Source organism: Ureibacillus sp. 179-F W5.1 NHS (assembly GCF_045369345.1).
Classification (GTDB): domain Bacteria; phylum Bacillota; class Bacilli; order Bacillales_A; family Planococcaceae; genus Ureibacillus; species Ureibacillus halotolerans.
In genome coordinates this window covers 1-23,572 of record NZ_JBIQFG010000001.1, presented here as the reverse complement: position 1 = coordinate 23,572, position 23,572 = coordinate 1, and the positions used below count along the sequence as shown (strand labels likewise).

Here is a 23,572-nt window from a genome sequence, read left to right as displayed (position 1 = left end):
GTGAGGGTTATGAATATGGATATTATTACAATTGGAGACGGCATGATCACATTTGATCCATCTGAAAAGGGTCCATTACGCTATGTAAATGAATTTAAGCGTAAAATCGGCGGAGCGGAATTAAATGTCCTCATTGGATGTGCCCGTTTAGGATTGAAAGCAGGTTGGATTAGCCGCTTAGGGAAAGATGAATTTGGAAGACATATTATCAATACAGTGCGTGGTGAAGGAATTGATGTTTCAGAAGTAAAACTTATCGATAACTATCCAACATCATTAAACTTTAAAGAAGTACATGCGTCAGGTGACAGTAAAACATTTTACTACCGACATAAATCACCAACGGAAACATTAACTGTAGAAGAGTTACCAACTCATTATATTAAAAGGGCGAAAATTTTACATGTAACGGGAGTTTTTCCAGCTATATTAAAACAAAATCGCCAAGTCATTTTGGAAGCCGTGAAAATAGCAAAACAAAATGGTGTAAAAGTATCCTTCGATCCGAATATACGATTAAAACTTTGGTCGAAGGAAACAGCACGGGAAACGCTGCTAACTTACTTGCCATATGTTGACTATTTATTAACAGGTCGAGAGGAATTAGAAATTTTATTCGATACGACAAAGGAAGAAGAGATGATTCGGGCCCTACATCAATATGATATGAAGCATATCGTCGTAAAAGATGGGGAAGCAGGGGCAGCCTACCTAGATAATGATCGGTTGATTCATGTACCTGGATATAAAGTGAAAAAAGTAGTCGATACAGTAGGAGCTGGCGACGGCTTTGATGCAGCCTTTTTATATGGCATGATTCAACATTGGTCAGTCGAAAAGTCTATTCAGTTAGCAAATGCTGTAGGGGCGATGGTCGTGCAAGTAGAAGGCGACAATGAAGGATTGCCATATTTAGAAGATGTGGAAGTGTTTTTAGGAACACGAGAAAATATAGAACGTTAGGAAGATGGGCATGTATAGTAAATTACAAGGGATTCAGTTAATACCTGTTTTGCGAAAAATACCGTACCCTCTTTGTCATGACTTAGTGAAAGCGTTAAAAGATGGGGGAATTAAAGCTGTTGAAATTACATTAGATTCTGAAAAGGCAACGGAAATGATACAGGAAGTGAAGGAACGAAACGATGGAAATTTACTCGTTGGTGCTGGTACTGTTTTAACAGTAGAGGATTGTGAAAGGGCAATTCAGGCAGGGGCAGAGTTTATCGTTTCTCCCTCATTGAACATCGATGTGGTGAATATGTGCATAAGTGAAAACATACCTGTCATTCCAGGTGTTTTCACTCCTTCGGAAATGCAGACTGCTTATAGTGCAGGTGCAAAGATGATTAAGTTATTCCCTGCTGAAACATTAGGACAGAAGTTTATTAAAAACGTCAGAGGTCCATTACCTCATATTGGGATTATGACGACTGGTGGTATAAATCTTCAAACAGCTAGATCTTATATTGAAGCAGGAGCTCAAATTGTCGGTGCAGGAAGTGATTTAATAAAAAAAGACTGGCTTCTTTCAAAAAATTGGGAAGCTATTACGAACGAAGCAATTGCGTGGAATAGAAGTTTACAAGTTTAGTATTAATAGAGTTAAAAAAGTCCTTCTGAGCATATCAAGGTTGTTCAAAGAAGGACTTTTTATATTTTTATATAATAGTAGTAAAGTGGATAAGTAAAGCAAAAAACATTAGGTGGTAGTTATGGAAAATAGTTCGAATAGAATATCATTTCATTACGAATTTATTAGTGGGAAAGGGGCAATTTCGAATAAGGATCGAAGGGATGTTTCTGTTATTTTAACAGTAGAAGCCTTGTTTACAATTAAAATAAACGATGCAATTTATTTCGAAGCAGAGCTAGCTATACTTGAGTTTTATAAAGCACTTTTTAAATGGAAAGAAACATTAACGAAGGAAAATATAAAAGAATTCCATTACTATACGATTGAATATGATGAGTATGAGGATGGTGCCCTTATTTCCCTCATCCCATTTTCTAATAAAGCGCGGATTAAATCTATTTGGGCACAATGGGAAGTTAGTAATGTTTTTGATTTAGATAAGGCTGTCCAAGAATTTATAGCTTTAGAGGGAAGATTAAGAAAAGACATTGAACAATTTTATCAAATTGATTTAAAAGAGTTTATAAAACATATCCCCTTACCCTGTATAAAGTAAATGCGGAATAGTACATAAACAAACTCCAATGTTTCGATAACCTAGGACCATTTTTTAACTTTTTCTTTTCCAACATTTCCGTTATGAAGGAAAGTACAATATAATTAAATTATTATCGTTGCTTAGGGGGATATTTATGTTTGAAAAATTGAAAAAGAAAAAAAGGGTAGATGAACAACCTGAAGTAATCGAAATGGAATTAAGTAAGGAAGAAATAGAAGATTTAAAGGGGAAAGCAGAAATAATCGATGAAGAAACGATTCGAAACAATAGTAAACATTATTCGGAAGACGGATTGTGGAACAAAATAAAAAAATATTCGAAAAAAGCTGGTTCAACCGCTGTATATGTAGTATTGCTCCTGTATTATGTATTACAAAAGGAAGAGGTACCGAAGAAAAATAAGGCGATCATTATTGGAGCATTAGGGTACTTTATTTTACCTTTGGATTTAATTCCGGATTTGGCAGCGGGAGTAGGATATACAGACGATTTAGGGGCGCTTCTTGCAGCTTTATGGCAAGTCTCCATGTATATTGATGATGACGTAAAAAATCAAGCAAAAGAGAAACTGAAAAATTGGTTTGGCGATGGTGTAGATACTAGTGATATAGATGGTAAATTAGTATAGAGGCATCTTTGTACTACTGGTGAAAGTCAATGCCATTTTGACTAATATTTATGAGAAACAATTGCATATAAATATAGAAAACTTGACAGAACACTTACCAAATAATACAATTTAAAATCATAAATAATTATAAGCTGTTTTTTAGACCTTTAGTAAATCGTTAATCCATTAGATTGGCTATTTAAAAAAGGAAAATAAAAAACAAGGAAAGTATATATAAGGTAGACTATTTAAAGACCGAAAAGGTAGTTAAAAGTAAACCGACAATTTTCTAAGGTTAATGGTTTTTCCATCCATTAGCTTTAAAAATTGTCGGTTTTTTTATTTTTTAAATTAGGATTTGCAGAGGGGAAGGATTTTTTATGAAGCTATGGATACACATTTTTGAAAGGTTATTTGTTTACAAACCATTTTGTTTAGTGGAGGAAGTTTAGATGTTTTTCTCATTAGACGCTAGTTTGTTTCCAATCGTATTTTTAATTGTGCTTGCCATTGCTGCATTAAGCTCTATCATTTTTTTAAATCCAAATACGCCCCTTTCTTTTATTCGCATTCATATAGGTCTCATTGCTTTACCGCCTATTATTGCCTTGATGGCCCTTATATCAAATGATGGGGGAATTATCATGGGCCCATTGCATTTTGATTCTTTATCTTGGTTGTTAGCGTTTTTTGTGCTGACGATTAGCTTAATTGTACAACGGTATTGTATTCATTACTTAAATGGCGATAAAGCTTATCGAAAATATTTTACGCTATTAACATTGACTACGATTGCAGACTCGGTTGCTTGGCTTAGTAATGATCTACGTTTGTTATTAGTTTGTTGGGGGGCTACATTGTTCGGATTAACATTGCTCATTGGATTAAAAAAAGAGTGGCAAGTGGCAAGAAATGCTGCAAAAATTTGTGGTTGTTTGTTTGCCCTTAGTTGGGGCTTATTAACGTTAGCCATTGTATGGTTAACGGAAGTAACGAATCATTGGCAATTGACGGATGTACTTACTGCTAGCAGTATGGCCCAGCTTGATTCGTGGGAGCAAACGAGCATTAGTTTACTATTCGTCGTGGCTGTCGTTATTCCCGCTGCACAATGGCCTTTCCAACGTTGGTTGTTGGACTCGGTCGTAGCGCCAACGCCAATTTCAGCAGTAATGCATGCGGGAATTGTTAATGCAGGTGGAATTATTTTGACTCTTTTTGCTCCTCTTTTTGCCGGAAGTTCCGTACAAATACTTTTATTTGCTTTTTCTAGCATTTCAGTGTTAATAGGAACTGGCATTATGTTAGTCCAAGTAGATTACAAACGACAGCTTGTCGGTTCTACTATTGCACAAATGGGCTTTATGCTTATCCAGTGTGCGTTAGGCGCTTATGTCGCTGCCATAATTCATGCGGTGTTACATGGTTTATTCAAATCTACCCTGTTTCTTCAAGCTGGTTCGGTATTAGATCATAGCCAGTCTACCGTTTATACGAAAAAAACGTTGCCCTTTAAATGGATTTTTACAGGAAGCATATTGGCCCTTCTAGTAGGAATCGGATATTGGCTCACTTCTCCAGAAGAAGGTTATCAGTTAGTTAGCGCCTTTATGTTAGGGTGGTGTGTATTTTTAGCTTGGGTACAACTTGTAGCCTTTGGTTTAGGAAAAGTAGGGCGTATTTTTGGTCTTTTTGTGTTTGTAGGAGGAGGTATTATTTATTTTTATATCCACCATCTCTTACATAATGCTTTATATGAAACGATGCCAAAAGTACAAACGTCTACGATTGGTGCTATTTTAATCATTTTTATTTTGTTGTTAGTAAGTATTATTGGGCTATGGCTTACACGAAATCGCTTATCTAAATTATATACAATGATATATCTTTGGCTTGTCCGATTAGGAGAGCCCCATGAAGAGGGGATTGAAAGTCATCCAAGTTATTTAAAACAAATACTTTCTCAAGGAGGGAAGTGACATTGAATACGACAGTTGTCAAAGAACTCAATATTGAAGGAAATGGAAGTACTCTTGATTTTCATATTCATGATTTAGTGGAATCAGCTAGTAAAGTGATTGTGCCCCTCGGTCCAATAACAAATTTTGCGGCACGTAACCCTTGGGCAAGTCTAGAGGACCAACCCTTTGAGCAAGTCGCACGTCGACTGAAAGAAACAAGCAATGTAGACATTTATCCTAGTGATGCTGTGTTAAAGTCAGCATGGAAAAAGGGGAATATTAAACAAGAGTTTGTAGAATTAAAACTGCAACAATGGCTTGATTTACAGTCACTGAATCTGCCCCGTGATGTAGCATTTCAATTTTGTCAGGTAGCTCTTTTACAAAATGAGACTTCATTTGAATCTTTATCATCAACAGATTTGGAGAGTGTAGTAAAGGAGATAAGCCAATATCAGTTAAGTTTTCCGAAAAAAACTAACGTACAAACGTATAGTGAGCGTTTGGAAAGGATGAATGGAAAGCAACTGAATCAACTTCTCAATGGACAAATGATTAAGTGGAGTAAATTATATTTGGATGAGTCACAAGCCGCTTGGTCTATGCCAAATCGGGAAAAGGGTTTTTATGAGGCATGGAGGCAGCTAGTTTCTAACGATCCAGCTATAAACCGTACTGTACGGAAGGAACTAAAAGAATTGCCAATGCAAGCAGACCAAGCATTAATGGCAGCCTTATTAGGTTTACAAATTCCTTACTTAGAAGTTCAACAGTATTTAGAAGCCCACTTACTCGCTTTACCTGGCTGGGCTGGAATGATGCTTTGGCGATCACAACAATCCAACAAGGAAGAAAATTTAGTAACGGAATATTTAGCAGTCCGATTAAGTTTAGAGTACGCCTTCATTAAAGGTTATCTTCCTTTGCCGCAGTTAGAAGAAGATGAGGAAGAGCTTTTCCGCTTATTAGTTGTTGCATGGGCAAAATGGGGGAACATGCCAACCAATTCATGGTTATCATTAACTTTTGAAGAAGTAGAAGCTAGATTAACGCTCGCCCATCGATTTGATCAAATCGTTCGAAATCGAATTTTGCTAGAAGCATGGGAACAAACTTACGAAGTTCAATTAAAGAAAACGATTGGCTCCCGGGCATCATTAGAACAAGACAAGGCACCAATGGCCCAATTTGCCTTTTGTATTGATGTGCGTTCAGAACCTTTTCGCCGTAAACTTGAAGAAGCAGGGCCATTTGAAACTTTTGGAACGGCAGGTTTTTTCGGATTACCGATAGAAACTTGTGAACTTGGTCAAAAACATAGTCACCCATCCTTACCGATTTTGTTTAAACCACAATTTAAAGTGAATGAAACGGCATCGGCAATGGAGTTGAAAAATTATCAAGAACGCCAACAATCCGTAAACTTATTAAATTATTCCTTTAAAACGATGAAACAAAGCTTACCTTCCAGCTTGTTGTTACCGGAAATTACAGGTCCTTGGTATAGTTTACAAACGATTGCCCGTAGCTTTTTCCCAAGAAGTACAGGTATGCTAATCCGTAAACTTCGGAAAAACTGGCTTCGTAAACCATCTACAGAACTTACACTGCAACAAGAACAAACGAACAAAGATGAGTTGCCTATTGGTTTTTCTAAAGAAGAGCGAGTTTTTTATGCGCGGCAAGCCTTGCGCATGATGGGGTTAACTGAACATTTCGCTCCCCTTGTCGTCATTTGTGGACATGGAAGTCATAGTACGAACAACCCATATGCTTCGGCATTGGATTGTGGTGCATGTGGAGGAGCCTCTAGTGGTTTCAATGCCCGGGTATTGGCAACTTTATGTAATATGCCAGAAGTAAGAAAAGCGCTTGGTGAAGAAGGAATTTCTATTCCCCATGACACTGTTTTTGCAGCTGCTGAGCATCTGACAACAAGCGATGAATTACAGTGGATTTACGTACCTAATCTTTCAAGTGAAGCGAAGGAAGCATTTGATTTTATACAAAATAAATTGTCGAAAGTAAGTGAGCAAGCAGTTGCTGAAAGACTGTTAAAATTACCGGGAATTGAAGGGAATCGTAAAAATCCTAAAGCTCATGCTCAACGGTTAGGAGAAGACTGGAGTGAAGTTCGACCAGAATGGGGATTAGCTCGAAATGCAACGTTTATCATCGGTAATCGGGAACTGACAAAGGATTGTCATTTAGATGGTAGAGCCTTTCTCCATAATTATGACTGGCGCAAGGATAACAACGGTTCAATACTAGAAAATATAATAGCTGGGCCAGTAACAGTAGCCCAATGGATTAATTTGCAATATTATGCTTCCACCGTTGCACCGCATTATTATGGAAGTGGAAATAAAACGACTCAAACAGTGACTGCTGGAATTGGAGTCATGCAAGGAAACGCAAGTGACCTTTTGAGTGGACTTCCATGGCAATCGGTGATGCAATCAGATCAAGAGATTTATCATGAGCCTTTAAGATTGCTTGTAGTAATTGAAGCACCGACGGAATATGTGCAACGAATACTCGATAAAAATCAAGCCTTTCATCAAAAAGTGAAAAATGGATGGATTCGCTTAGCATCCATTGATTCAGAAGGATATTGGGAGAGTTGGACATAGAGACTTCAATTGAAGCTGAAAAGGCTATACAAAAAAAGAATAGAAACGTTTATATAGTTGAATTTGTAATTGTGTTTGGTGGAAATGAGGGGGAGTTATGATGGAAAAAACAAAAGGTAATGTTGAAGCGGAAATTAGTAAAGCGTTAACCCACTGGGAAAAAAGCTATCTTGGCAGAGGATCCGTTTCGGTTAAATCAGATATTGTACGTGATATGGTCATCGTTGTATTAAAGGGAATATTAACTCCTGCTGAATACTCTGTATGTCAAGATAAAGACGGTTTACTATCTGTCAAAACGAATCGAAATAATTTAGTGGAGTCCGGTGTTGAAGAATTAAAAGAAATTATCTTAACGTTAACAGGTCAAGAAGTCGTAAGTTTCCATACAGACATAAGTACACAAACAGGGGAACGGATTATGATTTTTAAGCTTTCGGACGATTTACAAAGCCAATTCGAATAATGGATCAGTTGAAGTGGATTTGAAGGAAAATCTAAATGGATAATGGGGTGGGTGTTTCATGAATATGGACGAAAAGAAAAAAATACTCTATATCATTGATACGGAAGTTCACATGGAAGATTTCATAAAACAAAACCAATATATAGATTTAGAAAATAATATTGTTTTGGAATGTAGTCCCGTGATCTCGCCTTTTGATAACAGTATGCGTAGTATTATTCTTACCGTATATCAACATAATATTGGAAAAATCGTTATAGTAACCTCTAAAGAAAAAAATAGACAAAAAAGTTTATCGTCCCTCGTTCTGGAGGAAAATCAAAAAAAGGACTTACAAGAAAAAATCCAAACTTTAAATTATTTATTTAACTATTGTAAGCCTGAATTTCCTGAAGCCAATGTATTGGATTGGTTAGAAGGGAATTCTAGCACTGAAAATATGTTAAAAGTCATACGTCAACACCCTTTATTGCCGTCAGATGTACAAATGACTGAACTATTACTCGATGAGAACAATAAGGTAATGGGAAAAGAAAAAAATTATCAGTAAGATAGAAAATTTAACAGAATTCAAGTGGTATGGGATATTGAAGAAGATCTATTCTTTAAACCAATATCCCTAATGAATTCTAAATAGATTAAATGGAATCTTACGATATTTACTTATGAATCACTATGTTAAAAAAACTCCAAATATAAATCTCCTTTTCGATAATACAACTAATTTTCTCTTCCTCTCCTTTTAAATCTAATTTGTTTTTTAAATTCATTCCTCACCAACTTTTTCCGACGTGTTTTATATATTAAATAAATAAAATGAAACTTTTTCCAAATTATGACGTAAATGAAGGTGGAAGGATATTATACAAACTTTCATGGAAGAAAGAGGGAGAGGTAATGACGAAAAAGGCGTTAGAAGTACGTTCTTTAACAAAAAAAGTGAAAAATAAGGTCATCGTTGATGATGTAAGTTTTGAAGTAGAGAAGGGTGAAATTTTCGGTTTACTTGGCCCGAACGGAGCAGGGAAAACGACGATAATCCGTATGATTGTTAGTTTAATCGGTCGGACAAAGGGCGAAGTATTTGTAAATGGTTATAATATCGATGAACAATTTAAAGAATCGATGAGTGAAATGGGGGCCATTGTTGAGAACCCAGAATTTTATAAATATATGAGCGGTTATAAAAACTTAAAGCATTACGCCAATATGGCAACGCGTGAAGTAACGGAAGAACGTATTAAAGAAGTTGTTAAATTAGTTGGTTTAGAGAATGCTGTTCATCAAAAAGTAAAAACATACTCGCTAGGTATGCGCCAACGTTTAGGAGTGGCACAAGCCTTATTACATAATCCTTCCTTACTTATCCTAGATGAACCGACAAACGGACTTGACCCACAAGGAATAAGAGAATTTAGAGACTATTTACGGTCACTTACGAAACAAGGAATTTCCGTAATTGTTTCTTCCCATTTATTATCGGAAATGGAGTTAATGTGTGATCGTTTTGCCATTATTGAAAAGGGGAAACTTATCCATGTTTCTTCTATTAATCAATTAGCGAATCAAGAACAATTCGTGCCAACGGTTCAATTTGAAGTGGATGATGTAAATAAAGCCTTTGAACTGTTAAAAGAGCATCAACTAACAAATGATTGGAAAGTTGAAGTTGAAGAGGGACAACAATTCTCCATAAAAGTAGACAAAGAAACAACTGCCGATGTGAATCTATTGTTAGTGAACAATGGCATTAAAGTATATAGTATTCATCCAATAACGACTACCCTTGAAGATCGTTTCTTAGCATTAACTAGTAAGGGTGAACAGGGAGGTAAAAAATAATGATCTCGCTAATTAAAAATGAGTTAACGAAAATTTTCGCAAAGAAGGCTAGTTGGATTTATATCATTATTTTATTTTTAGCTGTCATTGCAGTTGGAGTCATTCAACAAAAAGTATTTGATTTAGGCCCAAGTGATCCTAATTGGCGTGAGGATGTCCAAGCTGAAATAAATGAATATCAACAAATATTGAAAGAAAATCCTGATGATGAATGGACGATGGATTTAATACAGCAAAATCAAAGCTATCTGGATGAAAACATTGACCCTAATGCTTATAGTAGTTGGCATTTTATGAATGGGACAGTAATTGGAATGACGATGTTGATTACATTGTTCTCCGTTATTGTAGGAAGTGCCGTTGTGTCTTCTGAATTTGCCGATGGAACAATTAAACAATTATTAATTCGACCACATCGCCGATGGGAAATTCTTCTCTCAAAATATATTGCAACGCTAATCTATTCCTTTTCATTACTAGTAGCCCTTATTATTTTCGGCTATATCGTTGGGTTGGTTTTATTTGGAGCAGGAGATTTTAACGCGAAATTCTTTGAGACAACATTGGAAGGCTATAAATTAGCTGTTGTTGGAGATCAGTTTTTATTAAAAGTGTTGTATTACTTACCAAGCTTATTAATAATTGTATCCATTGCCTTCATGTTGTCGACAATCTTTAAAAGTCAAGCATTGGCAGTAGGGATTGGTATATTTGTTTTGTTCCTATCGTCTACACTTGGCGGTATCATTGTATTAATCGCAGAAAAGTTTGCGTGGGCGAAATTATTAATTTTCCCTCACTTAGATTTAACGGTTTATGCATTGGAGGATAACATCCTTCAAGATGTGACATTGCCAATGTCATTACTCATTTTAGCAGTATACTATATTATCTTTATGGCACTTACATTTACCTTCTTCCAAAAAAGGGATATTAGTATTTAAATAAGTAAAAAGAAGGCCTCAATTCATTTAACGAATTGGGGCTTATAATTTTTGAGCTAGGAATAACGATACAGCATGGGCTCGGTTTTTCGCACCGAGTTTTATAAGGGCAGATTTAATATATTGCTTAATGGTTGATTCACTTAAACAAAGGATATTTGTTAGTTCTTTTGTCGAAAATCCGTTGGCGAGTGCCCTTAAAATTTCATTTTCCCTAGGGCTTAGTTTTGGATGGGTAATCGTTTGAGATTGTATAAGCATTTCACCAGCTAGATTTCCAAAGAGTGCCAGTTGTTCGATAAGGGACGCTTCTATTTCGTAAGCGCTTTCAATATATTCGCAACAAATGTAGGCAATGGTCATAAAGTTCACAACGATAGGAACGACTAATAAACCTTTTAGCGGAACTGCCCGTTGATAGCGACTAGAGATAAGAGTAATGATATCTTGACCTGTATAATAGACAGGTTTATGATTATCGACAGCTTTTTTAATGATAGGTAGCGAACGAATATCATCTCGAATATGTGTTAATGAGTGGAATTGTCCCTTTTCAAGCTCGGCTATTCCTTCGCCAACATAACCGACTGGACTGTACCGAAAGAAGGACAGTTTTTCACTGTCAAGTAATTGTTCTAACGTTAACAGTAGATGACATATTTGTTCTTCCTGTGTTTGTAATTGGCTTCCCCTTTTTAATTGTTCTTTAATGGACCAAGAAGTTATCTGCAACTCTATCACCCCTTCATAAATTTATATGCTTTTATCCCTCTAAAAAGTACTATTGTTGTCATCATTTTATACTAAATAGAATAATAGGGACAACTAAAAGTAGGAATATTCTGAAAAAAGAACCTTTGTTACGATAAATATGCATACAATACGTCTGCAAATATTATGTAAGAAAGGGATGTTGTTGAAATGGGATTAACAAACAATGCAAAGCTGTATTTAGAAGGGTTTTATAGCGGTCCAAAATTCCAAACATTATCTGCAGAACAAGTACGTGAAATGATGAGTTTAGCACCTGCGCCTGAAGGGGTTGAAGTACCATCGGTTGGAAAGGTGGAGGATCGTCAAATTTCCGTTGATGGTGGCGAGATTACCGTTCGTATTTACACACCTGAAGGAGAAGGACCATTCCCGCTTTTTGTATATTACCATGGCGGTGGCTGGGTAATTGGAAATTTAGACACATCAGATGCAGGTTGCCGTTTATTAGCTGAAAAAACGCAACGGGTTGTCGTATCGGTTGATTATCGATTAGCACCTGAATATCGATTCCCTGTTCCAGTAGAAGATAGTTACACAGCCCTTTGTTGGGTACATGAGCATGCAGCTGAGTTAAATGGTATTGCCGACCAAATTGTTGTGGGGGGCGATTCTGCCGGCGGAAATTTAGCAACAGTTATGACGATTTTAAGTGAAGAAAAAAATGGTCCAGCTATTGAAGCGCAAGCATTGATATATCCTGTTACAAACTTAGATTTTACAACTTCTTCTTACGACAAGTTTGCGAATGGTTACGGATTAGATAAAGATTTGATGATTTGGTTTGGCGAGTATTATGTCAATAATGAAGAAGAGTATAAAAATCATTACGTTTCTCCTTTATTGCTTGAAGATGTAAGCGCTTTACCGCCAGCGGTGATAATTGCTGCGGAAAATGATGTGTTATTGGATGAAGGGAAACAATATAGCGAAAAATTGCAACAAGCTGGTGTGGAAGTAAAATATATTCAAATTGATGGAAGTATTCATGGATTTTTCAGCAACATGGCTGTGTTTGCGGAAGAAACAAAAGCAACAGTGGATGCGATTGCACAATTTTTAACGACAATTCCTACGAACGTCAAATAAATAGGGGGGATTTTATGAATGTAAAACAATATGATGCCATTATTATTGGAGCTGGTTTTGCTGGATTATATATGCTGCATAAGTTGAGGGAAAGAGGCTTATCAGCAAGAGTACTAGAGGCAGCAGATGGAGTAGGCGGAGTTTGGTATTGGAGTCGTTATCCTGGTGCAAAATGTGATTCTGATTCGATTTATTATAGTTTTACATTTTCTGAAGAGTTATATAAAAAATGGCGTTGGAAAGATCGATATGCTTCTCAACCAGAAATATTACAGTATTTAAATTTCGTCGCAGATGAACTAAATCTCCGACCGGATATTCAGTTAAAAACGAGGGTAACGAAGGCAAAATTCCAAGAAGAAGCAAAGCAATGGGAAATTTCAACGGATCAGGGTGAAATCTTTGAAGCGAAATATTTGATTAGTGGTGTCGGTTGTTTATCTACAACAAATATTCCACCTTTTGAAGGTTCTGAAAGTTTCAAAGGTGAACAATATCATACAGGTCGATGGCCCCATGATAAGGTTGATTTTACAGGAAAACGTGTAGTTGTGATTGGTAATGGATCCAGTGGTGTACAAACGATGCAAGAAGTGGCGAAGGAAGCAAAAGAAATGACTTTGTTAATGCGAACTCCCCATTATGTTGCAGAAGCTCGTAACCATCCATTAAGTAAGGAGGAACAAGAACAAGCGATCAACAATTATAAGGACATTCGAGAAGCGTTCTTCAATACTCCTGGTGGAATACGTTTATATACAACCGGGAAATCAGCAACAGCATTTTCCGCTAAAGAACAAAAAGAAAAATTAGAACATATTTGGGAAACGGGCGGTCTTTCCCTTGGCTCAGTTTTTACAGATGTTTCTGCAAATAAAGAAGCAAACTTTGTCGTTTCTCAATTTGTACGTGATAAAATTGATGAAATTGTAGAGGATCGTGATACAGCCCAATTACTCCATCCAAATTATTATATAACGACAAAGCGTTTAATCATTGGTACGAACTTCTATGAAATCTTTAATGAAGACCATGTCCATCTCGTATCGTTAAAGGATAATCCAATCGAACGAATTGTGGAAAATGGTGTTCAGTTAAAGAACGGTACGGTGGAATGTGATGTCATAATTTATGCGACGGGCTATGAGGCAATGACAGGTTCATTGCTAAAAATCGATATTGAAGGGCGCAATGGCAAAACGATTCAAGAAAAATGGGAAGATGGACGAAATGTTAAAACATATTTAGGTTTAATGATGGAAAGTTTCCCGAACCTCTTTATGATAACAGGTCCACAAAGTCCTTCCGTTTTGACGAATATGCCAGCAGCTATTGAGCAGCATGTCGATTGGGTTGACCAGTGTATTGAATATTTAGAGGAAAAGGGAATTCAAACGATTGAAGCCCAAAAAGAGTCCGAACTCGAATGGGCTAAACAATGTGATGACCTTGCAAATCAAACATTATATCCTTATACAAATTCTTGGTATACTGGGGCGAACATCGATGGCGAACAGCGGGGCTTTGTTATTTATGTAGGAGGTCTGAATAACTATAAAGCTATTTGTGATCAAGTAGCTGCTAATGATTATGAAGGGTGTACTTTTGAAAAGTTACAATCGAACGTTTTGTAACCGATAAGCGCCCCTTGTATTATTAAGTGGATAATGAAAAATGGAAGGATACCTTTTAAAAGAAATGACTTTTAAACGGTATCCTTTCTCTATTGGCGAATCCAAATATAATTTAAACGGTTTTATTAGTTAATATAAAGGATGGAAAAAAGATATAATAATTGGTAGATGTTATCGCGCCATAAAAAAAATCCTCCTAATAAAAGGAGGAGAACAATTACAAAACTGAATTAATAGAATAGGCAGAATTTACGATTTTAAAGAGATTCCATAGATTTTTAAAATAACTAAAGATTTTTCGTTTTAGGTTACTAAACTAAATTAGTATCCTGCAAGCCACCAAAAAGGTTGAATAGTTGGTTCAGTAGAAATAATTAAAGCTGTAGCGACAAACAACATTTTAAAGATTGTAGAATACTTCTTTTTCAATTTACTCAATCCTTTCTTTAATTATTTAATATAATTAAATTGTACTAGAAAGAAAAAAGTACTATAAAAGTGTAAACTATATTATACATAATAAAATCTATAATAGGAGGAAGGCTAATATGGAGATCGGTCAAGTTATCAGATACATCAGAAAAAACAAAAACATTACACAGCAAGCTTTGGCAGATGCAATCGGTATGACACGTCCATATATTGCAAGAATTGAGTCGGGAAAGAATAGTATATCATCTGACAAACTGACTGAAATATTGGAATATTGTAATGTGACTTATAATGAATTTTTCTATATAAAAAATGACTATAAAAAGTCTACTAAAATGAACGAATTTAACTATGTTTTAAAATTGTTCTATGCAGGAAAACTTGATGAAATTGAAAAAATTAAATTTGAAGTTAAAAAGAAATATGAGGATACAGGGGATTTATTTTTAAAACATTTATATATACTTTGTGATGCTATAGAACATAATTTTGAACGAGAAAAAATTAATAAAGAACATATTGATGAAATAGCAGATTATTTATTAAGTATAGATGAATGGTGTTATCATGAATTGGTTTTACTAAACAACTTTATGTTCTTATTTACTCCTTCAACAGCGTTTTTAATGACAAAAAGACTATTATACCGAGCGGATAAATATAAAGATTTAAATATGGATAGCAAAGTACTTAGTTTCTTATTTTTTAATTTGCTAGAATTAAGTATAAAACATGAAGAATATCAATATTCTAAACTTATTTTAGAGAAGAATAAAAGTTATTTTACTGAGAACACAGAGTTTTTTGAACAAACATTGACATTGTTTTATGAAGGTATGATTGACATAGTAGACAATAATGTTTCTGAAGGTATAGAAAAATGTAACCGTGCCTTCACAGTTTTTCAAGCATTAGGCCATGATAAAATTTATGAGAAATATAAAAATGAATTAAATCAATTGTTGAAAAAGGTTGAGGCAAACAACCCTGCAAATTAGTATAAAATAGTGTACAAAAAGTTTATCCCCCTAATTTATAGTATTAAATTAAAACTAATTAAATGAAATTTCATCATTTCAAAATACCTATAAATGTTTATTTATGGATAGTCATTTTGATTTAAAATGGGGGGATAATGATGAACGTTAATGATAGTTTTTTTTTCTTGTATAAAAATAACTCTGTCTATTTAATAACTAATGTGATCATTATCACTTTAATTAGTTTTTTAATAATTTTAAATGAAGTTACTAGTGTTTATGGTATTATTCTTTCTCTTATTATTATTGCCCAACTTTATTTAGCTGCTAAGTTCAAAAGTGTTTATGACGGAGCAGTGAAAAGCTTGCAGGATACTGAACAAAAGTTGAATGATTCAGAAAAAGAAAAACATTTCATGGCTTACTACGATGAAATTACGAAATTACCCAATGAACGTTATTTACTAGAGAAAATTAAGGAAAACTTAGCTGATGATACTTCTAGCAAAGCGGTATTAGTAATGAAAATTGATCGTTTAACCACGATTAAAACTTCGTTAGGTTCCTTTTATACAAATCGGATTGTTCAAATGATTGCTGATAGATTACATACGTATTTTCCGAGTTATCTATTTGGAAGGTTAAGGGAAGATCAATTTTTAATTTTAATCGAGGATAATAATGATGAAGAGGTCATTCAAAACTTATGTAAACAGATTATTGAAATGATGGAGAAGCCATTTTGTATCCAACATTTTTCATTAAACATAACAGTGAATATTGGAATTGCCTATTATCCAAAAGATGCACAAACAGAAGAAAATATCATTAAATATGCTCAATTTGCCTTATATGAAGCGAGTAAATCTCCCGAACAATTTACTTTCTTCCAACCTTCTATGTTAACTGTTCGTGAAGAGCAATTAATGTTAGAAAATGATTTATATAAAGCATTACAAAACAATGAATTATTTCTTCAATATCAACCACAACTGAAGTTGAAATCAAAGCATTCCATCGCGATGGAGGCCCTAGTACGTTGGAAGCATCCACAAAAGGGGTTAATTCCACCTTCAGAATTCATTCCAATTGCTGAGGATTCGGGTTTAATTGTTCCTATTGGAAAATGGGTATTAGAAACAGCCTGTCGACAAACAAAGGAATTGCAGGAAGTTATTCAACAACCAGTAACAGTTGCTGTAAATTTATCTTTACGACAACTTTTCCATGAAAATTTTGTACAAGTTGTTGAAACGATATTACACGAAACCAAACTTTCACCGGAATGTCTCCAGCTAGAAATTACTGAAAGTATGACGATGAATACGAAATTTTTAACGCCGATTTTACATGAATTGAAAGGGATTGGCGTAACCATTGCGTTAGACGATTTCGGTAAAGGCTACTCGTCCCTTTCTTTTTTAAAGGACTTACCAATCGATTGTTTAAAAATTGATCGGGAGTTTGTTAAAAATATGAATGAAGAAAATCATAAACCATTAATTGATTTAATCATTTCACTGGCCAAACATTTTAAATTGAATGTTGTTGCTGAAGGTGTAGAGACGATGGAGCAATTTAACTATTTAGTAAATAGTGAATGTGATGCAGTTCAAGGGTATTTAATAAGCAAACCAAATACTTTCGATACCATCGTAGAAAATTGCAAAAGTATTCAACGGGAATTTTGTTGTTCTACCCAATCCGAGTATTATGGATACATTAAACAAATATTTAACTAATGAAAAAAGGGCAATCTCAATTTGAGATTGCCCTTTAAATAGTAAATTAAAGTTTTACTACGTTAGAAGCTTGTGGTCCACGGTTTCCTTCTTCAACTGAGAATTCAACTTTTTGACCTTCTTCTAAAGTTTTGAAGCCGTCGCCTTGGATAGCAGAGAAGTGTACGAATACGTCGTTTCCACCTTCAACTTCGATAAATCCAAAACCTTTTTCTGAGTTAAACCATTTTACTGTACCTTGTGTCATTTTAAAAGACCTCCAAAAAATTTAATCAATAACCAATTACTTCAAAATACTATAAAAAAATTCACACATTACAAAAAGTACCGAACGTTCACGATTACTTTTTGTAACATGTGAATTCATTAGATATGAAGCAATATAATTATTCTCTTTATTATACCTGGTAATTTTTAAAATGTCTACTTAAAATAAAAAAATTTTTTATTCTTTTTCATAACGATTAAAAGCCATCTACTATTTCTTTTAAAAGGCTTAGTTAACAAGGAAAAATTGGCTTAAAATAAAGAAAACGCTCTAATATTTATAGATATAAAAAATTTGCGAATTGAATATGATATAGTAAGAATAAAGAACTTGAAAAGTTATAAAAGTATAATCAAATCATACGTATCAATATTAAAAAGCTTGTTTTTTAAATGGGGTGTGTGCATTGGAGAAAGTTTTTGCTATAGGAGATATACATGGTTGTTATAATCTTTTGGAAAAATTGTTAGACAAATGGAATCCAAATGAGGAACAATTAGTATTTTTAGGAGATTATATTGATCGTGGTCCAGATAGTGTGAAAGTGATTAAAAAAGTAATGCAGCTAGTAGAAGACTATGATGCGGTTGCTTTAAGTGGGAATCACGAACAGCTCTTTTTAAATTGGTTAGAAAAACCTGACGACCTTTCGGAATTTTATTTTAATCCAAAGGTTGGTGGAGCTGCTACCGTTCAAAGTTTTTATGATGCCCCAACTTTCTCAATCGTTTCTGATCATTTTTCAGTAAAGGAAATTACGGCGAAGATTCAAAAAGAAAATAAAGAAATAATCGAGTTTATGAAAAATTTAAGAAGATTTTATTTATGGGATCCCTATCTTTTCGTTCATGCAGGAATATCGGCTAATGTAGAAAATTTTCGTGAGTCGAAAAAGGATGACTTTTATTGGATTAGGGAAGAGTTTTTCAATGTTCCCCATTTAGCAAAGGAAATTGTTGTATTTGGACACACACCAACCGTATTATTAAATGAAGACAAATCAAGTAACGTTTGGGTTTCATCTTGTCAAAAAAAGATTGGTATAGATGGTGGGGGAGCTATCTATGAACGAGGAAAGCTCCATGGTGTTATTTTTACAAAAGGTTCTACCCAATTAACGATTCATTCTGTTGGGTTAACTTCAGATTTAACAACGACCACAATTGAAATTTAATACATGGAGGATTCACTTTATGTGGATCCTCTTTCTTACATTTTGGTGGGTTTTTACTTCTTATCATTGTTAAATGGGTGGTATAGTTAAAACTAGAGAGGTGGGAAATTTATGTCAAATGCAGTTGAACATGTTTTTAAGCTCCAAACAGGATGGGATGGAGGAAGAAATGATACAGGTGAGATTGCCTGTGAAAATTTAAAAACGACGATATCAATTCCAAAAGAAATGGATGGTCCTGGAATTGGAACAAATCCCGATGAATTATTATTAAGTGCCGCAGCAGGTTGTTATATGATTTCCCTTGCAGCGATGTTAGAACGGTCGGATATAAAAGCAAGATTATCCCTTCAATCAGATGGTGTTGTACAAGTGGAAAATAATATATTTACATATAAAAGAATTATTCATCATATTGAAATATTCCTTCATGAGGCCAATGAAAGTAATGTGCGGTTAGCTAATCGATTGGCTATGAAAGCGGAAGAAAACTGTATGATTAGTAGAGCGCTAAGAGGCAATGTAGAAGTGCAGGTGGATTGTTCTATAAAGTCTTTGTAACTTATATCCTAAAGAAAGCGGGTGAGGGGAATGAGCTTTATAATACCAATCGTTCAAATATTATTCGTATCCATTTTCATCTTTTTTGTTAGTGGGCGATTAATTGGTTCTAATGTGAATATTTTTAAGCGACTCTTTTCTGTTTTCATTAGTGTCTCTTTTACAACTTTTATCTTTTGGTATACGTACTTAAGAGGAGCAGAACATTCTTTATATACAATTAAAAGTGTGATGAATGTTTCTACTTTATTGTGGATCGGTAGTATGCTCCTTATTTCGATGCTTATTTACTTATTCTTTGAATTATTTGATCCGATTGCATTAAATGATAGTAATGGTAGAAATGTTGGGAAAAAATTTATTATTAAAAGAATTATCGGCTATTGGCGTCATCAAAAAAGATTACGAACCGTTTTAAGTATTGCTGTAAAAAATGGCATTACAAGAACAATGAAATATGCTAGAAATCGAGATTCAGATCGGGAATTAGCTATCGCCTTAAGGGATACCCTTGAACAATGTGGCGGTATTTTTATTAAGTTCGGACAAGTGCTTTCGACACGTAAGGAATTCCTATCCCCGATTTTTATAGAAGAACTGGAGAAATTACAAGATAATGTAACACAGCTTTCTGAAAATCAAGTAAAAGAAACATTGCAGCAAAATTTGCGCGGTGAAATAAATGAAGTATTTTCCTATTTTAATATGAAGCCGATTGCTGCTGCGTCTATAGGGCAAGTCCATAGAGCGATTTTACGGAAAACAAATGAAGAAGTTGTCGTGAAATTGTTACGTCCTGAAGTAAAGGAAATTATGCGAGAAGATTTAAGCATTTTAATGGAATTTGCCAATTGGGTCACAAGTAAATCCCAATGGGCGGAAAACCTTGGTTTTAGAGACTTAGCAGAAGGATTTGTTTCTTCATTACGGGAAGAAATCGATTTTAAAATAGAAGCTCGTAATATGATCCAAATCCACAATGTAATGAAAAAGAGTGATTTAAAAGTAAAGATTCCAAAGGTATATGAAGAATATAGTAATGAAAATATTTTAATAATGGGATTGGCAACGGGCGTTAGCTTAGGAAATCTTGCCCAATACGATATCGACAATCGTCATGAAATAGCGGAAACTTTACTTTTCTCTTATTTAGAACAAGCTTTAGTTTCGGGGATTTTTCACGCAGATCCCCATCCAGGTAATATTCATTACGATTTAAATACTGGGGAAATTACTTTATTAGACTTCGGTGCTGTTTGCCGCCTGTCAGCTGCTCAACAAGAAGGGTTGAAACTATTTTTTATTGGGATTCAACAAAATGATGCTTCGATTTTATATGATGGAATCTCCCTATTAGTGAAAAATACGAGGGAAGTAGACCGACTTGAGTTAGAGCAAGCCATCAGTCAAATTATTTTAAAAATCTCTTATGTTGAACGGATTCGAACAGATGAAATTATTTATTCAATTTTTACAGTGATTCGAGATTTCGGACTACAATTTTACCCATCAGTTAGTGTGGCGTTACGAGTGATTGTTACATTAGATGGAACGTTAAGAATTATTGATCGCAATTTCAATATGTTTGAAGAAGCGAAATTGTTTTCAAGTAGTTATTTAAAACTAGCGTTGAAAAAACCGTTTAAAGAACCGAGGGCAACTAAGGACCGTTTGGAAGAAGAGTTAGCTTTAATTATACCGAATTTAAGGAAGATTCCTCGACGGGTCGACCAATTGTTTAAAAAGGTTGAAGATGGAAAGGTAATATTGCATCACGATATCTTCTCAGATAAAAATAATGCCAAATTTATTACCCATTTGTTTTCGAAGTTTGTCTTACTTTTAGTCGGGATTACTTTTGGTGTTATTTCGGTTGCGTTGTTAGCCATTTCCCAATTCATCCATTCAGCATATGCCATTTATTTAAATACCGCATCATATTTAGGTTTGTTCCTATGTGCTGTTTTACTTGTTCGATTATCAATACAAGCTATTCGAGATATGAAACGGATGGAATAATAATTAATGATGAACTACTTTTTACTGTAAGGCTTCTCCATTTACATCTGGAGAAGCTTTTTGATTTGATTGGTAAGTTAATCGTAGAGGATACATCACTTTATCTTGACTGTATTAAAAAGGCTATTCTATAATTAACACTGTATTTAGCTGTTAAGGAGGATTATTAAAAAATGACCCATTCAATGAGACTTCGTTACCTATCTTTGAACAAATAATTGAATATGTTCAAAGGCTCTGTTTTGTGTATACAGAGTAGATGGGATAAGTCTGTCCTTTTTTAATAATCTTCATCTCATAAAAGACTGTTGATTTTAGTCTCGTGAGGAAATGAGCGATGTATTTTCATAACTACTTTAAAAGTAGTTCATATGATTAATTAGAAAGGTAGATTTTTCTACCTTTTTTCATTAGTTATAATCGAGAAATTTCTACATTAATGGAAGATGGTTTCCCTTTACTCTAAAACACAGGCATGCCGCCTGTGTTTTTTGTTGTTTACTAACATATTAAATGAGTTGGAGGAAGGACAATGCAATTTTTATTATTTTATTGATACGAGCTTGGCATTGAAGCTCGTATCGATTCTAGCTATCGATACGAAAAAACTATTTTTCGGAGGTAGCAAAGATGGAACAAATTTGTTTTGAATTACAACAAGTAGAAGTAACTTTTTTAGATAAAGAAATTTTAAAGATAGAAAGATTAGCGATACATCAATTTGACCGAATCGGAATTGTCGGTAAAAATGGTGCAGGGAAAAGCACTTTACTAAAATTATTAGCAGGTATCGTCCAACCAGCAAAAGGTAAAATTCACCGTCATATAGAGAGTGGATACTTTGAACAACTGGAAGCCCCATCAACCATTGAAGCGGACGTGGCGTTACTTGGAAAGTTAGGTGTTCCAAAAGATTCCCATCAGTTAAGTGGTGGGGAGCAAACCCGATTGAAACTGGCCCAATTGTTTACCCACTATTATGAAGCGTTACTCATTGATGAACCAACAACCCACTTAGATCAAGAAGGTATTTCCTTTTTACTTGATGAATTGAAGTATTACTATGGGGCTCTCGTTTTAATTAGTCATGATCGGGCTGTTTTAGATGAACTAGTGACAACCATTTGGGAAATTGAAGAAGGGGAAGTTCATGTATATTCGGGGAATTATAGTGAATACTTGGCACAAAAAAAGGTAGAACAGCAACTGCAAAGGCAAGCCCATGAACAGTTTATAAAAGAAAAGGGGCGTCTTGAAAAAGCTGCGCAAGAAAAAATGAAAAAAGCAGAAAAGGTTGCGCAAGCTGGTCGCCTGTCGAAAAAAGAAGCAAAAGCTAAGCCAAATAAGTCCTTTATGACCAAATCGAAAGGTACAAGTCAAAAATCAATTCAGCGAGCAGCAAAGGCTATCGAACAACGAATGGAGAAACTACAAGAAGTGGAAGCGGTTAAAGAAAATAGACCAATCGTTTTTCGGCAGTCAAAAGCGATAGAGTTGCATAATAAGTTTCCAATTATGGCTGATCGTTTTACGCTTCAAGTTAAGGATAAAGTATTACTAAATGAAACCAGTTTCCAGCTACCTCTTGGTAAGACAGTCGCGATTACGGGTAGTAATGATAGTGGGAAAAGTACGTTGCTTTCACAAATTGCAAACAAGGCTTCTGAATTAACCATTTCTCCAAAAGCGAGAATTGGATATTTTCATCAATTGAGCTATCAATTTATAATGGATGAAACCGTTTGGGAAATGGTAAAAAACAGTTCGGGTTACGATGAAGGACTTTTGCGTAGTGTTTTACATTCCATGCAGTTTGGCGGCACAGATCTTCAGAAAAATGTTAAGTCATTAAGTGGTGGCGAAGCAATTCGTTTGAAACTATGCCAATTATTTTTAGGAGAGTATAATATTTTATTGTTAGACGAACCGACCAACTTTCTAGATATTCAAGCAATTGAAGCATTAGAAAACTTTATAAACGCTTATGAAGGGACGATTATACTCGTTTCCCATGATCGTACATTTATTGAACGGGTAGCTGAACAAGTATATGTTATTGAAGATCTTCAGCTAAAATTGAAAGACTAATAGGAAAGAAGTAGAGATTTTATCTCTGCTTCTTTTTAATGTGCGCCCGGCATGCTTATGAACTATAGGGTGCAAGTCCCGAACCCCGAAGACTGAAGTAGAGGTTAGCTAAGAGCAAGGGTGTCCGTGGCGACGCGGAATCTGAAGGAAGCTGGAGGCAAAA

At 34.8% G+C, this 23,572-nt stretch carries 21 protein-coding genes; 19 read left to right on the top strand and 2 right to left on the bottom strand.

What is annotated here, in order from left to right; translation table 11 throughout:
• Positions 1-15 precede the first annotated feature (15 nt).
• From ACH0B5_RS00105 to ACH0B5_RS00060, 10 genes are all read left to right on the top strand, one after another.
• Entirely contained in the window at positions 16-963 is a 948-nt protein-coding gene (locus tag ACH0B5_RS00105) for a sugar kinase (RefSeq protein WP_122972633.1), read from the top strand.
• A gap of 10 nt (positions 964-973) precedes the next feature.
• A complete protein-coding gene (locus ACH0B5_RS00100) occupies positions 974-1,594 on the top strand; it encodes a bifunctional 4-hydroxy-2-oxoglutarate aldolase/2-dehydro-3-deoxy-phosphogluconate aldolase (RefSeq protein WP_158599708.1) in 621 nt (206 codons plus the stop codon).
• A gap of 121 nt (positions 1,595-1,715) precedes the next feature.
• A complete protein-coding gene (locus ACH0B5_RS00095; RefSeq protein WP_122972615.1) occupies positions 1,716-2,192 on the top strand; it encodes a DUF7878 domain-containing protein in 477 nt (158 codons plus the stop codon).
• Between the two features lie 136 nt (positions 2,193-2,328).
• Positions 2,329-2,823, top strand: a complete 495-nt coding sequence (locus ACH0B5_RS00090) for a YkvA family protein (RefSeq protein WP_122972616.1) — start codon at positions 2,329-2,331, stop codon at positions 2,821-2,823.
• 434 nt (positions 2,824-3,257) lie between these two features.
• On the top strand, positions 3,258-4,784 hold the full coding sequence (locus ACH0B5_RS00085; protein ID WP_122972617.1) for an NADH dehydrogenase subunit 5: 1,527 nt from the start codon (positions 3,258-3,260) through the stop codon (positions 4,782-4,784).
• Positions 4,785-4,786: 2 nt separating this feature from the next.
• Complete coding sequence (locus ACH0B5_RS00080; RefSeq protein ID WP_122972618.1) at positions 4,787-7,399, top strand: DUF2309 domain-containing protein; 2,613 nt, start codon at positions 4,787-4,789, stop codon at positions 7,397-7,399.
• A 100-nt stretch (positions 7,400-7,499) separates the two neighbouring features.
• Positions 7,500-7,865 carry a Na-translocating system protein MpsC family protein gene (locus ACH0B5_RS00075; RefSeq protein WP_122972619.1) on the top strand — a complete coding sequence of 122 codons (366 nt, stop codon included), beginning with the start codon at positions 7,500-7,502 and terminating at the stop codon, positions 7,863-7,865.
• A 58-nt stretch (positions 7,866-7,923) separates the two neighbouring features.
• The gene (locus ACH0B5_RS00070; RefSeq protein WP_122972620.1) at positions 7,924-8,415 is read left to right on the top strand and encodes a hypothetical protein; all 492 of its coding nucleotides are present in this window, start codon (positions 7,924-7,926) and stop codon (positions 8,413-8,415) included.
• 347 nt (positions 8,416-8,762) lie between these two features.
• The gene (locus ACH0B5_RS00065; protein WP_406927216.1) at positions 8,763-9,707 is read left to right on the top strand and encodes an ABC transporter ATP-binding protein; all 945 of its coding nucleotides are present in this window, start codon (positions 8,763-8,765) and stop codon (positions 9,705-9,707) included.
• The gene (locus ACH0B5_RS00060; RefSeq protein ID WP_406927215.1) at positions 9,707-10,651 is read left to right on the top strand and encodes an ABC transporter permease; all 945 of its coding nucleotides are present in this window, start codon (positions 9,707-9,709) and stop codon (positions 10,649-10,651) included. The genes ACH0B5_RS00065 and ACH0B5_RS00060 overlap by 1 nt, the downstream gene beginning before the upstream one ends.
• Positions 10,652-10,693: 42 nt before the next feature.
• Here ACH0B5_RS00060 and ACH0B5_RS00055 read toward each other — a convergent pair whose 3' ends face one another.
• Complete coding sequence (locus ACH0B5_RS00055) at positions 10,694-11,383, bottom strand: response regulator transcription factor (protein WP_122972623.1); 690 nt, start codon at positions 11,381-11,383, stop codon at positions 10,694-10,696.
• A gap of 189 nt (positions 11,384-11,572) precedes the next feature.
• Between ACH0B5_RS00055 and ACH0B5_RS00050 the strand changes: the two genes are divergently transcribed.
• From ACH0B5_RS00050 to ACH0B5_RS00035, 4 genes are all read left to right on the top strand, one after another.
• Positions 11,573-12,511, top strand: a complete 939-nt coding sequence (locus tag ACH0B5_RS00050) for an alpha/beta hydrolase (protein WP_122972624.1) — start codon at positions 11,573-11,575, stop codon at positions 12,509-12,511.
• A 14-nt stretch (positions 12,512-12,525) separates the two neighbouring features.
• Positions 12,526-14,145, top strand: coding sequence for a flavin-containing monooxygenase (locus ACH0B5_RS00045; protein ID WP_406927214.1), 1,620 nt, complete (start codon positions 12,526-12,528; stop codon positions 14,143-14,145).
• Positions 14,146-14,693: 548 nt separating this feature from the next.
• Positions 14,694-15,575, top strand: coding sequence for a helix-turn-helix domain-containing protein (locus ACH0B5_RS00040; RefSeq protein WP_406927213.1), 882 nt, complete (start codon positions 14,694-14,696; stop codon positions 15,573-15,575).
• Between the two features lie 140 nt (positions 15,576-15,715).
• A complete protein-coding gene (locus tag ACH0B5_RS00035) occupies positions 15,716-17,299 on the top strand; it encodes a putative bifunctional diguanylate cyclase/phosphodiesterase (protein ID WP_406927212.1) in 1,584 nt (527 codons plus the stop codon).
• 46 nt (positions 17,300-17,345) lie between these two features.
• On the opposite strand, the gene ACH0B5_RS00030 is transcribed toward ACH0B5_RS00035, so the two are convergent.
• Positions 17,346-17,546, bottom strand: a complete 201-nt coding sequence (locus ACH0B5_RS00030) for a cold-shock protein (protein WP_118876281.1) — start codon at positions 17,544-17,546, stop codon at positions 17,346-17,348.
• A gap of 427 nt (positions 17,547-17,973) precedes the next feature.
• Between ACH0B5_RS00030 and ACH0B5_RS00025 the strand changes: the two genes are divergently transcribed.
• The 5 genes from ACH0B5_RS00025 to ACH0B5_RS00005 all read left to right on the top strand — a co-directional run bounded on the left by ACH0B5_RS00025 (position 17,974) and on the right by ACH0B5_RS00005 (position 23,409).
• A complete protein-coding gene (locus ACH0B5_RS00025; RefSeq protein ID WP_158599711.1) occupies positions 17,974-18,741 on the top strand; it encodes a metallophosphoesterase family protein in 768 nt (255 codons plus the stop codon).
• 111 nt (positions 18,742-18,852) lie between these two features.
• Positions 18,853-19,302, top strand: coding sequence for an SACOL1771 family peroxiredoxin (locus tag ACH0B5_RS00020; RefSeq protein WP_341362522.1), 450 nt, complete (start codon positions 18,853-18,855; stop codon positions 19,300-19,302).
• A gap of 30 nt (positions 19,303-19,332) precedes the next feature.
• Entirely contained in the window at positions 19,333-21,321 is a 1,989-nt protein-coding gene (locus ACH0B5_RS00015; protein ID WP_341362521.1) for an ABC1 kinase family protein, read from the top strand.
• 173 nt (positions 21,322-21,494) lie between these two features.
• Complete coding sequence (locus ACH0B5_RS00010; RefSeq protein ID WP_122972634.1) at positions 21,495-21,539, top strand: erythromycin resistance leader peptide; 45 nt, start codon at positions 21,495-21,497, stop codon at positions 21,537-21,539.
• A 412-nt stretch (positions 21,540-21,951) separates the two neighbouring features.
• Positions 21,952-23,409 carry an Msr family ABC-F type ribosomal protection protein gene (locus ACH0B5_RS00005; protein WP_406927211.1) on the top strand — a complete coding sequence of 486 codons (1,458 nt, stop codon included), beginning with the start codon at positions 21,952-21,954 and terminating at the stop codon, positions 23,407-23,409.
• The last annotated feature ends 163 nt before the right edge of the window (positions 23,410-23,572 follow it).

Coding starts and splice junctions, on each gene's coding strand:
- ACH0B5_RS00105 (WP_122972633.1), top strand. CDS start 16: ATGGATATTATTACAATTGGAGACGGCATGATCACATTTGATCCATCT.
- ACH0B5_RS00100 (WP_158599708.1), top strand. CDS start 974: ATGTATAGTAAATTACAAGGGATTCAGTTAATACCTGTTTTGCGAAAA.
- ACH0B5_RS00095 (WP_122972615.1), top strand. CDS start 1,716: ATGGAAAATAGTTCGAATAGAATATCATTTCATTACGAATTTATTAGT.
- ACH0B5_RS00090 (WP_122972616.1), top strand. CDS start 2,329: ATGTTTGAAAAATTGAAAAAGAAAAAAAGGGTAGATGAACAACCTGAA.
- ACH0B5_RS00085 (WP_122972617.1), top strand. CDS start 3,258: ATGTTTTTCTCATTAGACGCTAGTTTGTTTCCAATCGTATTTTTAATT.
- ACH0B5_RS00075 (WP_122972619.1), top strand. CDS start 7,500: ATGGAAAAAACAAAAGGTAATGTTGAAGCGGAAATTAGTAAAGCGTTA.
- ACH0B5_RS00070 (WP_122972620.1), top strand. CDS start 7,924: ATGAATATGGACGAAAAGAAAAAAATACTCTATATCATTGATACGGAA.
- ACH0B5_RS00065 (WP_406927216.1), top strand. CDS start 8,763: ATGACGAAAAAGGCGTTAGAAGTACGTTCTTTAACAAAAAAAGTGAAA.
- ACH0B5_RS00060 (WP_406927215.1), top strand. CDS start 9,707: ATGATCTCGCTAATTAAAAATGAGTTAACGAAAATTTTCGCAAAGAAG.
- ACH0B5_RS00050 (WP_122972624.1), top strand. CDS start 11,573: ATGGGATTAACAAACAATGCAAAGCTGTATTTAGAAGGGTTTTATAGC.
- ACH0B5_RS00045 (WP_406927214.1), top strand. CDS start 12,526: ATGAATGTAAAACAATATGATGCCATTATTATTGGAGCTGGTTTTGCT.
- ACH0B5_RS00040 (WP_406927213.1), top strand. CDS start 14,694: ATGGAGATCGGTCAAGTTATCAGATACATCAGAAAAAACAAAAACATT.
- ACH0B5_RS00035 (WP_406927212.1), top strand. CDS start 15,716: ATGAACGTTAATGATAGTTTTTTTTTCTTGTATAAAAATAACTCTGTC.
- ACH0B5_RS00030 (WP_118876281.1), bottom strand. CDS start 17,546: ATGACACAAGGTACAGTAAAATGGTTTAACTCAGAAAAAGGTTTTGGA.
- ACH0B5_RS00020 (WP_341362522.1), top strand. CDS start 18,853: ATGTCAAATGCAGTTGAACATGTTTTTAAGCTCCAAACAGGATGGGAT.
- ACH0B5_RS00015 (WP_341362521.1), top strand. CDS start 19,333: ATGAGCTTTATAATACCAATCGTTCAAATATTATTCGTATCCATTTTC.
- ACH0B5_RS00005 (WP_406927211.1), top strand. CDS start 21,952: ATGGAACAAATTTGTTTTGAATTACAACAAGTAGAAGTAACTTTTTTA.